The sequence below is a fragment of the Mycobacterium paraffinicum genome (genome assembly GCF_001907675.1).
Lineage (GTDB): Bacteria > Actinomycetota > Actinomycetes > Mycobacteriales > Mycobacteriaceae > Mycobacterium > Mycobacterium paraffinicum_A.
Map to the genome: position 1 here is coordinate 48,942 of NZ_MPNT01000013.1, position 12,902 is coordinate 61,843.

General features: G+C 67.4%; 11 protein-coding genes and 1 pseudogene. 3 read left to right on the forward strand and 9 right to left on the reverse strand.

Annotated elements, in window-relative coordinates; translation table 11 throughout:
• Positions 1–3: 3 nt before the first annotated feature.
• The 7 genes and pseudogenes from BRW65_RS15605 to BRW65_RS15635 form a co-directional block, all read right to left on the reverse strand.
• Positions 4–264, reverse strand: a pseudogene (locus BRW65_RS15605) (cytochrome P450); the annotation flags it as partial.
• A gap of 24 nt (positions 265–288) precedes the next feature.
• A complete protein-coding gene (locus BRW65_RS32020) occupies positions 289–567 on the reverse strand; it encodes a hypothetical protein (RefSeq protein ID WP_208611815.1) in 279 nt (92 codons plus the stop codon).
• A gap of 13 nt (positions 568–580) precedes the next feature.
• A complete protein-coding gene (locus tag BRW65_RS15615; protein WP_208611816.1) occupies positions 581–1,912 on the reverse strand; it encodes an FAD-binding oxidoreductase in 1,332 nt (443 codons plus the stop codon).
• A gap of 21 nt (positions 1,913–1,933) precedes the next feature.
• Complete coding sequence (locus tag BRW65_RS15620) at positions 1,934–3,682, reverse strand: thiamine pyrophosphate-dependent enzyme (protein ID WP_084187836.1); 1,749 nt, start codon at positions 3,680–3,682, stop codon at positions 1,934–1,936.
• Between the two features lie 21 nt (positions 3,683–3,703).
• On the reverse strand, positions 3,704–4,369 hold the full coding sequence (locus BRW65_RS15625; RefSeq protein ID WP_167374046.1) for a helix-turn-helix domain-containing protein: 666 nt from the start codon (positions 4,367–4,369) through the stop codon (positions 3,704–3,706).
• A gap of 184 nt (positions 4,370–4,553) precedes the next feature.
• Positions 4,554–7,535: a UPF0182 family protein gene (locus BRW65_RS15630; RefSeq protein ID WP_073876024.1), complete on the reverse strand. Its 2,982-nt coding sequence runs from the start codon at positions 7,533–7,535 to the stop codon at positions 4,554–4,556.
• A gap of 77 nt (positions 7,536–7,612) precedes the next feature.
• Complete coding sequence (locus BRW65_RS15635) at positions 7,613–8,635, reverse strand: YlbL family protein (protein ID WP_073876026.1); 1,023 nt, start codon at positions 8,633–8,635, stop codon at positions 7,613–7,615.
• A 77-nt stretch (positions 8,636–8,712) separates the two neighbouring features.
• Here BRW65_RS15635 and BRW65_RS15640 point away from each other — a divergent pair, with 77 nt between their 5' ends.
• Both BRW65_RS15640 and BRW65_RS15645 read left to right on the forward strand, forming a co-directional pair.
• The gene (locus tag BRW65_RS15640; protein WP_167374047.1) at positions 8,713–10,092 is read left to right on the forward strand and encodes a zinc-dependent metalloprotease; all 1,380 of its coding nucleotides are present in this window, start codon (positions 8,713–8,715) and stop codon (positions 10,090–10,092) included.
• 78 nt (positions 10,093–10,170) lie between these two features.
• Positions 10,171–10,974 (forward strand): TOMM precursor leader peptide-binding protein, encoded by an 804-nt coding sequence (locus BRW65_RS15645; protein WP_073876236.1) that lies wholly within the window; start codon positions 10,171–10,173, stop codon positions 10,972–10,974.
• Positions 10,975–10,977: 3 nt separating this feature from the next.
• Here the strand turns inward: BRW65_RS15645 and BRW65_RS31745 are convergent, their stop codons facing one another.
• Entirely contained in the window at positions 10,978–11,151 is a 174-nt protein-coding gene (locus tag BRW65_RS31745) for a hypothetical protein (RefSeq protein ID WP_167374048.1), read from the reverse strand.
• An 83-nt stretch (positions 11,152–11,234) separates the two neighbouring features.
• Here BRW65_RS31745 and BRW65_RS15650 point away from each other — a divergent pair, with 83 nt between their 5' ends.
• The gene (locus tag BRW65_RS15650; RefSeq protein ID WP_073876030.1) at positions 11,235–12,578 is read left to right on the forward strand and encodes a macrolide-binding ATPase MABP-1; all 1,344 of its coding nucleotides are present in this window, start codon (positions 11,235–11,237) and stop codon (positions 12,576–12,578) included.
• Here the strand turns inward: BRW65_RS15650 and BRW65_RS15655 are convergent.
• On the reverse strand, positions 12,575–12,841 hold the full coding sequence (locus tag BRW65_RS15655; RefSeq protein ID WP_073876032.1) for a WhiB family transcriptional regulator: 267 nt from the start codon (positions 12,839–12,841) through the stop codon (positions 12,575–12,577). The genes BRW65_RS15650 and BRW65_RS15655 overlap by 4 nt on opposite strands.
• Between the last annotated feature and the right edge of the window lie 61 nt (positions 12,842–12,902).

Consider the following 12,902-nt stretch of genomic DNA (forward strand, 5'->3'; position numbering starts at 1 on the left):
GGTCCCCGCATCTTGCTGTGCCTTGCGCAGATCGTCGGCATCGGCGGGGGTGAGTAGTGGGCGGGGCCCGGCGATGAATAGGTCACTATCGCGCTCGATCGCCATGATGTCAGCGTGCTTGGTGATCGCCCAGAACGGCCGATACGGCGGATGGTCCACCCACGCAACCGGATTGTTTGCCCGCAGCTGCCGTAGCCCTGCGTGCAGCCGCTCGTCGTCGGCGTATGCCGACGGGTCAGCCAGAACTTTGGTGGCGTCATGCATTGTGGGTGCGTTCACTTGAATTCCTCATTCGTGGGTTGCGATCGACTCGAGTCGGCCGAGGATCTCCTCGCGGCGTGCCTCGAACTGCTCCGGCAGCTGAAATCGCTTGCCTAGCTCCTGCGGCACCGCGCTCGGGTCGCCGTCGGCGTTGCTGTAATAGAGGTGATAGACCGAGATCGCCCCGTCGAACAGCACCGTCCGTTTGATCAACCGCAGCCCGAGCACCTTGACGTGGACGTCAACGTCCTCCTGTGCCCCGTTCACCGACAAGGTGACGTGGTGGCTATCGACGATGTACGACATTCGATCTGTCCTTCTAACTAACGCTGGGAAGTGGGATGGCGGTGAACACCGCGTCGGGGTCGTAGCGCTTTTTGGCGGCGATGAGTCGTGCGGCGTTGTCGCCGTGGGCTTTTTCGATCTGCGCTTTGTCGCCCGGCCCGAGCAGGTTGGCGTATCCGCCGGAAATCGCATGGGGGGCAAGCGCGTCCGACACCGCGTCGGCCCAGGCGCGATGATGGGCGCCGTCCCCGGTCTCCCAGCACGCAACAATCTCGATGACGAAATGTGGGCGGCGGTTCGCGAACGCGGTCTCTTCCGGGGCGACGCGAGTTGATGCGCCGTGACAGTGGTGGATGGAGATGAGGCTGCGCGGCGAGGTCAGTGCCCGCGCGGCCTCGACCAGCGCATCGATGACTTCGGGCGTATACCCCGCTACGGTACGGGTCCGAACCGCCCAACAAAGTCCTCGGACACACCCCACGTCGAACAGACGCAGTACGTCATGGTAGGCCACGGGCGCGACTTGTGTGGTCAGTGGCGTTCCGAGCGTTGCGAGTAGGTCGACGGCCGCTAGACCGCTACGAAGATCGCCGCTCCAGGCCGGCTGGAGATAAACCGCCGGATTGCCGTCCGGGCCGGACATCAGCCCGCTTTGCACGGTCATCACGTCAGGCGCCGTCGCTAAAACCCCCTGCAGCCCGCGCCACACCGTCGCGGCCTGCGACAACGGAAACATGATCATCCCGCCGATTAACCGATCGAGCGGATGCAGCCGAACCCGCATGGAAGTGACCGCGCCGAAGTTGCCGCCACCACCGCGCAGTGCCCAGAACAGCTCTGGCTCTTGAGCCGCGCTGGCTGTGACGATTCGACCATCCGCCAGGACAACCTCGGCGCCGAGCAGATTGTCCACCGCAAGACCGAACCGCCCGTTGAGCGGCCCGTAGCCCCCGCCAAGTGTCAGGCCGGCCATACCAACGCCCCCGCAGTTGCCGGTGGCGGCAACCAGCCCGTACGGCGCTACCGCGTCGATCAAGCCGGTCGCAATCACACCGCCCCCCACCGTGGCGATCCTTGTCATGGGATCGACTGTGACACTTTGCATTCCGGACATGTCGATCACCAAACCGCCGTCACAAACGGCCCGACCCGCCCAGTCGTGCCCGCCGCCGAGCACTGAGAGCCGCACCCCGCGGTCACGCGCAACACGGATGGCTGCTTGCACGTCGCGCGCTGACCGGGGCCGTACGAGCAGTGCCGGACGGTGTCGCACCGCCGCGTTCCAGATCAACTGCGCACCGTCGGGCACCTGGACTTGCGCCGCATCCATGCGGCTCGCCAGATCACGGGCGGCTGCGGTTACCAAATCGCTTGTACTCATTGTCTCTCACGGGCTGACGACGGCATCGAGCAAGAACGTCTGCCCCGACGCGACCGCGTCGAGCGCGCGCTGCAGTGCCGCGCTCAGCTCATCGGATTTCTGCACGCGTTCACCCGTGCCGCCGTAGGCCTCGGCCTGCTTCACGTAGTCGGGCATGGGCGCGATGACGTCGCCGATGAAATTCTGCTCGCGGACGGCCGTGCTATCGGGGAAATACTTGACGAGGTTCCTGGTTTGGGATGCGTACTGCCGGTTGTTGCACACCACGATGAGGAGCGGGGCGGCGTATTCCTGCGCGAACCCGAGGGCGGCGGGTATCGGGTTGTAGTGCCAAGCACCATCGCCGAGAATGCAGACGACCGGCCGATCCGGGCGCGCGACTTTGACGCCGAGTGCGGTGCCCAGGCCGGTTCCCAGTGCGCCTGCCCAACCGCGATACTGCGTGAAGGGTTTGCGCTCGTATAGGAATTGAATCATCTGCGGAACTTGGGCGATGATCTCATCGACGCAGATCGCGTCATCGGGCAGGATGTCGTGCAACGCTCCGAACAAGTCGGCTGCGGGCATGAAATCGGTTGCCTGCGAGGCTCGTTGACAGGCTTCCTCGATCCCCCTTGCGCGCACGCCATGTGTATAGCGAGCCCACCGCTCTTCGGCCTCGGGCCGTGGAGCCGACCTGGCTTGTAGATTGGCAGCGAGCGCAACCAGGTTGATCGACAGATTCCCCGGAATTGTGTGCGTGGTGGGGTAGCCCCAGTAGGCAGCGCGCGGACGCAGGGGGTCTTGCTCTAGGTGGATGACGGCGCATCCTGGGCGTAGCGCCATATGTGGGGGATGCCACGGTCCGTTGCAGCCGGCGAGCAGGATCGCGTCCGCATCGCCGAGCACCGCTTCCACTGGCCCGGCCCCGTACAGCCGGTGCGACCGCGGGAAATTGTGATAGGCGGGATTCCAGAATTCGAAGACGGGCGCCGAGAGGGTCTCGGCAATGCTTGTCAGAACCTTGCGTTCATCGTCAGTTCGCCCGCCGTGCTCGGTGATGATGATTGGGTTCGCGGCGCTAGCCAGGACCCGGGCCACCTGGTCGATCTGTCCGCGTGTCGCGACAACGGGTGCAGGGGGAACCCACACGGGGATTCCAGGGTGGCCCTCGCCAATCAACAGCTGGAACGGTATTTCCAGCAACGTGGGACCCTGCGGGACGGATTCGGCGATAAAGCAGGCGCGCCGGAGCTCGTGAAGCAGATCGGAAGGCGTCCGTGCTCGCTTAGCCCACTTGACGACCGCTTCACCGTTGCGCGCCGGGCCGGCAAGGTCGGTGAGCAGTGCCGGCCATTCGGCACCAGGATCGCCGTCGGGATCATCGCCATAGCTGAGCGTGTCGGGCGACAGTACCGTCATCGGCGTGCGCTCCTGCAGTGCGGTGCTCAGCGCCATCGATGAGTTTTGAACTCCCAGCGATGTCGGTAAGAAGACAACCTGGCTTCGGCCGGTGGCCTTGTAATAGCCCGATGCCAGGCTCACCGCCAACAGCTCATGGCGACAGCGGAAGTACCGCGGCTTCATGTCATTGCCGCGCCGAGCGAGCGCCTCCCATACCGGTGCCATCACGGCGATAGGAGAGGCGAAAATGCAGTCCACGCCATGAGATTCCAATTGCCTCAGCAATACTTCCGCGCCATTCGTGTCCGCAGTTGCTCCCGTCACACTCGTGACGTTAGGAAGCGGCGGGGCCGCAGGCGAGCCTGCGCCCACTGAGTGGGTTTTACTCGCCGATCACGGTGTGCGAAGAAGGCTGACGATCCGGGTGCTGGTGGCCCTGGTGGCAGCCAGCAGTCCGAGCGGAGGGCGCCGCTGCGCGATGAGAGTCGACACCGCCGCGGCCGCGTTGTCGCCGAGGGGAATCGCAATGGCAACACAGCTGAGATGGGCTAGTACCTCGCCGGCATCCACTATCGGTGCGGCACGGCCCAATTCGGCATAGGCACGCGCTGCCGCCGTGCCCGGCGGTACCGGAGCTCCGGGTTCGGCGATGAAACCCACCGGAGTCCGAGCGTCCACCACGTCTAGGAATACTGCCTGGGCGCCGATCACAGCAGACAACTGAACCGCAGCCCCGGTGGCGGTTGCGAGTTCTGCGATCGGTCGACGGGCGGCAACCCGCAATCGGCGCTCGGGGCTCACCCGCGAACCCAACCCCAACAGGCTCGCACCTAGCCGATAGCGGTTACCGTCGCGACTGACCGCCCCGGCTACGATCAACTGCTGCAGCAGTCGACGGACGGTCTCGCGCGGGATCCCGCTGACATTCGCCAAGTCAAGCAACCGCACAGGTTCCAACGCGCTCACGTGATCTAGCAGTTCAAATGCGCTCTCGATGACCCCGCGGCCGCCTTGGTGGAACGAGCCGCCCGTCGCGCCCGCCTGCCCACCGCTGGTCAAGCGATTCACCTCAAACTGGCCCACCATTGATCCCTACGCGTTCGCTCTCGCCCGACACCGACATCACGATGCCGCCTCGTTTAACGTGCGAACGTTACCGATTTATGCCGGACGCCGACAGACAAGAACTCTCGTTCACCGGCGCGCAGCCCCGCCAGACGCGCTTTGCCGGCCCGCAACCGAGCTACTTGGTGTTGTTGTACTTGGTGATCGCGTCGTCCAACCGCTGCAGCGCGGCGCCGTAGCCGGCGAAATCACCCTTCTTCTGGGCGTCCTTGGCCGCGCCGAGCGCCGCCTGAATCTCTTGCAGGGCAGCCGATTTCGCCGGGGACAGCGTCACCGAGCCGTCCGGCACCGGCGGAACCGCCGTCGGCGGAGGCACTCCCGGCGGTCCGGCCGCCGGGGGCGGGGTGGCCGGTGGGGCCGCTTGCGGATTGCCGGCGTCGGTCGGCTGAATGCCCGTCGCCGCCGCGCCCGCGCCGGGACCGAACAGCCCGGTCAAGGCGTCGCGCACCGTGGGGCCGTACCCGATCTTGTCGTTGTACATCATCGCCACCCGGATCAGCCGCGGGTACGACGACGCGGCGTCGCTGGCCCCGGGGGAGGCGTAGACGGGCTCGACATACAGCAGGCCGCCCTGACCCACCGGCAGCGTGAGCAGGTTCCCCCACCGGATCCGGTTCTGGTTGTCGCGCCCGATCACGCCGAGGTCCTGGGACACCGCCGGGTCGGTGGTGATGGCGTTGTTGGCCAGCTTGGGCCCGTTCACCTGACCCGGGATGGTCAGCACGGTGATCCGGCCGTAGGTCGCCGGGTCCGAGCTGGCGCTGATGTAGGCGGCCAGGTAGTCGCGCTTGAACCGGTTCATCGCGCTCGTCAGCTGATACGACGACGAATTATCATTCTTGGCAATGTTTTTCGCGACGATGTAGTAGGGCGGCTGATAGCTGCTGGCGGTCGGATTCGGGTCCAGCGGCACGTCCCAGAAGTCCGACGTGGAGAAGAACGTCACCGGGTCGTTGACGTGATACTTGGCCAGCAGCATCCGCTGCACCTTGAACAGGTCCTCGGGATAGCGCAGGTGCTCGGCCAGCTCGGGGGTGATGTCGCTCTTCGGCTTCACGGTGCCGGGGAACACCTGCATCCACGCTTTGAGCACCGGGTCCTGCTCGTCCTGCTGGTAGAGCGTCACCGTGCCGTCGTAGGCGTCCACCGTGGCCTTCACCGAGTTGCGGATGTAGGAGACCTGCTTGTCCGGGGCCAGCTTGTTGAACGCCACCTCGTTCGAGTCGGCGGTGGCCGATTCCAGGGAGGTGAGCTCGGAGTACGGGTAGTTGTCCAATGTGGTGTAGCCGTCGATGATCCACACCAGACGCTTGTTGACGATCGCCGGATACACCGAGCTGTCGGTGGTCAGCCAGGGCGCCACCGCCTCCACCCGTCGGGCCGGGTCGCGGTTGAACAGGATCCGGCTGTTGGCGCCGATCACGTTGGAGAACAAGAAGTTTCGCTCCGCGAACTTCGCGGCGAACACGCTGCGGGACAGCCAGTCCCCGACCGGCACTCCCCCGAGGCCGGTGTAGGTGTAGTTCTTGGTGTCACTGCTGGTCTCGTAGTCGTACTCGCGGTCGGCGCCGTTGCGCCCGACGATCGCGTAGTCGGCTGACGTGTTGGCGATGACGGGCCCGTAGTAGATGCGCGGCTGGTCGAGCGGCGCGGGGCCGTCGGACACCACGTTGCCGTTGGCGCCGACGACGTTCACCAAGAACTCGGGATAGCCGCCGTTCTGGTTGGGGTCGTTGGCGACGCCGCGCACCGTGTTCGCCGGGGAGGCGATGAACCCGTTGCCGTGGGTGTAGACGCTGTGCCGGTTGATCCAGTCGCGCTGGTTCTCGATGAGCCGGTCCGGGTTGAGCTCGCGGGCCGCGACGACATAGTCGCGCAGCGAACCGTTGCGGTCCAGGTAGCGGTCGATGGACAGCTGGTCGGGGAAGTAATAGAAGTTCTTGCCCTGCTGGAACTGGGTGAACGCCGGGCTCACGATGGTCGGGTCGAGCAGTCGGATGTTGGAGGTGGTCGCGCGGTCGTCGGCGACCTGCTGGGCGGTGGCCTGGGTGTCGCCGGCGTAGGTGCGATAGGTGACGACGTCCGACGTCAGTCCGTACGCCTGCCGGGTCGCCGCGATGCTGCGGCTGATGTATTCGCTTTCCTTCTGCGCGGCATTGGGTTTGACGCTGATCTGCTCGACGATCAACGGCCATCCGGCGCCCACGATCAGCGACGACAGCAGCAGCAACACCAGGCCGATGGCGGGAATCCGCAAGTCTTTCAGGACGATCGCGGAGAACACGGCGGCGGCGCAGATCAGCGCGATCGCCATCAGGATCAGCTTGGCCGGCAGCACCGCGTTGATGTCGGTGTACCCGGCGCCGGTGAAGGGCTTGCCGCCGCGGGTGTGCGACAGCAACTCGTAGCGGTCCAGCCAGTACGCGGCCGCCTTGAGCAGCACCAGCAACCCGACCACGGTGACCAGCTGGATGCGCGCCGATCGGCTCAGCGCGCCGGTGCGCCCGGACAGCCGGATCCCGCCAAAGATGTAGTGCGCCAGCAGGTTCGCCACGAAGGCCAGGAAGACGGCCACGAACAGGTAGCTCAGCAGCAGCCGGTAGAACGGCAGGTCGAACGCGTAGAAGCCGAGGTCCTTGCCGAACTGCGGGTCCCGGATGCCGAAGTCTCCGCCGTGCATGAACAGCTGGATGCGCACCCAGTAGCTCTGCGCGATGATGCCGGCCAGCAGGCCGATCGCGACCGGGACGCCGATGCCCACCAACCGCAACCGGGACACGACGACGGCGCGGTACCGCGCGACCGGATCGTTGTCGTTGCTCGGCACGAACACCGGGCGGGTGCGGTAGGCCACCGCGAGGCCGGCGAACACGATGCCCCCGACCAGCAGACCGGCCACCAGGAAGACCACGAATCGGGTGACGAGGACGGTGCTGAACACCGAGCGGTAGCCGAGCTCGCCGAACCACAACCAATCCACGTACGCGTCGATCAGCCGCGGACCGGCCAGCAGCAAAGCGATCACGCCCAGGGCGATCAGGATCAGAATCCGGCTACGCCGGGTCAGCTTCGGCATCCGTGCGGTGGGCCGCATCCCCACTGGCTACGCTCCCTGCTCGATTGATCGACGGTGACAACTCTACGCATCGCGCGACCCGCGATCCGGCCCGCTGCGCTTCAGCAGCTCGGCGCCTGACCCCCCGAACTGATCGCATGCAGGGCGTCGACCGCCTGGCTGAGGGTCTCCACCTTCACCAGCCGCAGGCCGGACGGATTGTCCGAGTTCGCCTCGTAGCAGTTCTTGGCCGGCACCAAGAAGACCGTGGCGCCCGCCGCCTGGGCGGCGACCATCTTGTGGGTGATGCCGCCGATCTGGCCGACCTTCCCATCGGCGGATATGGTGCCGGTCCCCGCGACGAACTTCGACCCGGCGAGGTCACCCGTGGTCAGCTTGTCGACCACCGCCAGGCTGAACATCAGGCCCGCCGACGGCCCCCCGACGTTGGCCAGGTTGAAGTCGACGACGAACGGCGCCCAGGGCGCGGTGAGCACGGCGACGCCGAGGAACCCGTAGTCGCGATCCTTGTTCGCGCCCAGCGTAATTTGGGCCACACCGGCCGGCTCGTTCTTGCGCCGGTAATCGATGGTCACCGTCTGGCCGGGTTTGGTGTTCTTCAACAGCCCGGTGAACTGGTCGACGTCGGCCACCGGGACGCCGTTGACCGCGTCGATGGCGTCGCCGTCCTTCAGCTTGCCCGCCGACGGACCCGGATCGGTGACCTTGGCGACCGTGACCGCGGCCGGGTATTTCAGGTAACCCAGCGCGGCGTAGGCGGCGCTGTCCTCGGATTCCTTGAAGTCCGCGTTGTTGGCCTTGTCGACCTCGTCCCGCGACTTGCCCGGCGGGTAGATCAGGTCACGCGGTACCAGCTGCTCCTGGCCCGAAAGCCACAGCGTCAGCGCTTCGCCGAGGGTCAGCTGGTCACGCTGGGACACCGTCGTCATGTTGAGGTGCCCGGTGGTCGGATGCGTCGCGGTGCCCTCGATCGCCACCACCTGCTTGCCGTCGACCTCGCCGAGCGTGTCGAAGGTTGGTCCGGGGCCCAGCGAGACGAACGGCACCGTCACCACCGCGAGCAACACGCCGAAGACCAGGATCGGCACCAGCGCGACCATCAAGGTCAGAATCCGCCTGTTCACGCCGATTACACTAGACGGAGCCCGTCGGCCAGGTTCAGCCACAAGCTGACCCCGAGACCACCCACCCCGTTCCCCCGGTGAGTACCGTTGACGGTATGGCTGACCTGCCTTTCGGCTTCTCCCACGGGGAAGACCCCGACAAACCCGGGAAGAAAGATCCCAATTCGGGTTCCGGTGGCTCCGATCCGTTCGGCGCGTTCGGCATGAGCGGCGATTTCGGCATGGGCGACCTGGGGCAGATCTTCACCCAGCTGGGTCAGATGTTCTCCAGCGCGGGCACCGGGATGGCCGGAGGTGGACAGTCGGGCCCGGTCAACTACGACCTGGCGCGCCGGGTGGCGACGAATTCGATCGGCTTCGTGGCGCCGATCCCCGCCACGACGCACTCGGCGATCGCCGACGCGGTGCACCTGGCCGAGACCTGGCTGGACGGCTCCACGGCGCTGCCCGCCGGCACCAGCAAGGCGGTGGGCTGGAGCCCGGCCGACTGGGTCGACAACAGCCTGGACACCTGGAAGCGGTTGTGCGACCCGATGGCGCAACAGATTTCGACGGTGTGGGCGTCGTCGCTCCCCGACGAGGCCAAGAGCATGGCCGGCCCGCTGATGGCGATGATGTCGCAGATGGGCGGGATGGCCTTCGGCTCCCAGCTAGGGCAGGCGCTGGGCCGGTTGTCACGCGAGGTGCTGACGTCCACCGACATCGGACTGCCGTTGGGGCCCAAGGGCCTTGCGGCGATCCTGCCTGACGCCATGGAATCGTTCGCGGCCGGGCTCGAGCAGCCCCGCAGCGAGATCCTGACGTTCCTGGCCGCCCGTGAGGCCGCCCACCACCGGTTGTTCAGCCACGTGCCGTGGCTGTCCAGCCAGCTGCTGGGCGCGGTCGAGGCCTACGCGAAGGGCATGCAGATCGATATGAGCGGCATCGAGGAGCTGGCCCGCGACTTCAACCCGGCGACGCTGTCCGACCCGGCGGCCATCGAAAACCTGCTGGGACAAGGCGTTTTCGAGCCCAAGGCCACCCCGGCGCAGACGCAGGCGCTGGAACGCCTCGAGACGCTGCTCGCGCTGATCGAGGGTTGGGTGCAGGTGGTGGTCACGGCGGCCCTGGGCGACCGGATACCGGGGGCGGCCGCGCTGAGCGAGACGCTGCGGCGCCGCCGCGCCACCGGCGGCCCGGCCGAACAGACCTTCGCGACGCTGGTGGGCCTGGAGCTGCGGCCCCGCAAGATGCGCGAAGCCGCCGCCCTATGGGAGCGCCTCACCGAGGCCGCCGGCGTGGACGCGCGCGACGCCCTCTGGCAACACCCCGACCTGCTGCCCGAGGCCGATGACCTCGACGAGCCGGCCGGCTTCATCGACCGCGTCGTCGGCGGCGACACCAGCGGCATCGACGAGGCGATCGCCAAGCTCGAGGAGAACCCCGAGGATCCGGGCTCGGGCCCTGTGGATAACTGACCGGGGCGTGCACGCCCGGCGTGGCACAGTGCACCCGTGTCACCGGCCGCGCTTTCCACCTATGCGCTGGACCCCGCCATGCCGGTGCTGCTGCGGCCCGACGGCGCCGTCCAGGTCGGCTGGGATCCCCGCCGCGCCGTGCTGGTGCGGCCACCGGGCGGCCTGGCCGCCGCGGAGCTGGCGGCGTTGTTGCGATCGATGCGGTCACCCACGCCGCTGGCGGAACTAAAACGCCGCGCCGTCGACCGCGGCTTGCGGGACGCCGACGGCCTGACCGGGCTCGTCGACCAGCTGGTCGGTGCGGGCGTCGCGACCGAATGCGTGAAGTCCCGCGTCCGGGCGCCGTCCATCCGGATCCACGGCCGCGGCCCGCTGTCGGAGCTGCTCGTCGAGGCGCTGCGCTGCTCGGGCGCGCGGATCGCCCGCAGCAGCCAGCCGCACGCCGCCGTGTCGGCCACCGCGGTCGACCTGGTGGTGTTGTCCGATTACCTGGTCGCCGACCCGCGCATGGTCCGCGACCTGCACGCCAGGGCCGTGCCCCATCTGCCGGTGCGGGTCCGCGACGGCGTCGGGCTGGTCGGCCCGCTCGTCATTCCCGGCACAACCAGCTGCCTGGGCTGCGCCGACCTGCATCGGCGAGACCGCGACGCGGCCTGGCCCGCCATCTCCGCGCAGCTGCGGGAAACCGTCGGAGTGGCCGACCGGGCCACGCTGCTGGCGACCGCGGCGCTCGCGCTCAGCCAGGTGAACCGGGTGATCGCCGCCGTGCGCCAACAGGACGCCGTCGCACCCCAGACGCTGAACGCCACGCTGGAATTCGACCTCAACGCCGGCACCCTCGTCGCGCGGCAATGGACCCGGCACCCGCTGTGCCCGTGCTGAGAGCTAGCCGAGCCGCCCCTGATCGGGGACGTTCGACGACACCGACTCGTACGCCGTCCCGAGCTGCTGCAGGATCTCCGCGGTCAGTGTGCCGTCGTTGCGGTGCTTATCCAGCGTTTCGATGATCGCCCTGAACAGCGAGTCAGCGGCGTCGTGCTGCGCTTGCTTTGCTGCCATGGCTGAGAACCTAGGGCCACGCGCGGGCGGTCGCCCGCCGGACGAAGTGTTGCGCAGATCAAGCGCGGGGCCCGCGGAACGTCATGGATGATGGAGGCGTGGCAGACATCAAACGCGGCCGGGCGGCGCGCAACGCGAAGCTGGCCAGCATCCCGGTCGGCTTCGCCGGCCGCGCGGCGCTCGGCTTCGGCAAAAGGCTGACCGGCAAGTCGCGGGACGAAGTCCAGGCCGAGCTGATGGAGAAAGCCGCCAACCAGCTGTTCACCGTCTTGGGCGAGCTCAAGGGCGGGGCGATGAAAGTCGGCCAGGCCTTGTCGGTCATGGAGGCCGCCATCCCGGACGAGTACGGCGAGCCCTACCGCGAGGCGTTGACCAAGCTGCAGAAGGACGCCCCGCCGCTACCCGCCAACAAGGTGCACCGGGTGCTCGACGGCCAGCTGGGCACCAAGTGGCGGGAACGGTTCAGTTCGTTCGACGACAAACCCATCGCCTCGGCCAGTATCGGCCAGGTGCACAAGGCGGTCTGGGCCGACGGCCGCCCGGTGGCCGTCAAAATCCAATACCCCGGCGCCGACGAGGCGCTGCGCGCCGACCTGAAGACCATGCAGCGGATGGTCGGCGTGGTCAAACAGCTCGCCCCCGGCGCCGATGTCCAGGGCATCGTCGACGAGCTGGTCGAGCGCACCGAAATGGAGCTCGACTACCGGCTGGAGGCCGACAACCAGCGCGCCTTTGCCAAGGCCTACGAGGGCCACCCGCACTTCGCGATACCCCACGTCGTGGCCAGCGCGCCCAAGGTCGTGGTCCAGGAGTGGATCGACGGCCTGCCGCTGGCGGAGATCATCCGAAACGGGACCCGCGAGCAGCGCGACCTGATCGGCACCCGGCTGCTGGAGCTCACGTTCGACGCGCCGCGACGGCTGGGAATGCTGCACGGCGACGCGCATCCGGGGAACTTCATGCTGCTCCCCGACGACCGGATGGGCGTCATCGACTTCGGCGCCGTCGCGCCGCTGCCCGGCGGCTACCCCGTCGAGCTCGGGATGACGATTCGCCTGGCCCGCGACAAGAACTACGACCTGCTGCTGCCGACGATGGAGAAGGTCGGCTTCATCCAGAAGGGCCAGCAGGTGTCGGTGCGCGACATCGACGAAATGCTGCGCCAATACGTCGAACCCATCGAGGTCGACGAGTTCCACTACACGCGCAAGTGGCTGCAGCGCATGACCGTGGGCCAGATCGACCGGTCGGTGTCCCAGATCAAGACGGCCCGGCAGATGGACCTGCCGCCCAAGCTGGCCATCCCGATGCGGGTCATCGCGTCCGTGGCCGCGATCCTGTGCCAGCTGGACGCGCGGGTGCCGATCAAGGCGCTGTCCGAGGAGCTGATCCCCGGCTTCGCCGAACCCGACAGCGCCGTCGTCTAGGCGGCGACATCTTTGCGGGGGCGTCCGCGCGGTCGTTTGAAGCTCAGAATCGCGCCGCGGTCGAAGATTTCGCCGCCCCACACCCCCCAGGGCTCGGCCCGCTCTAGCGCGGACGCCAGGCACTCGCGCCGGATCGGGCAGCTAGCGCAGAGCGCCTTGGCGCGCTCGAGGTCGGCCGGGGTCTCGGCGAACCAGAGGTCGGGATCGCCGGCGTGACACGGCAACGCCGGCGACGGCTGTCTGGGGACTGTCATTGCCGACATGTCCTGCTCACCTGCTTCCTGGTCGGGGCTTGCCTATTTCGGTGATCCGGACCAGGTAGCG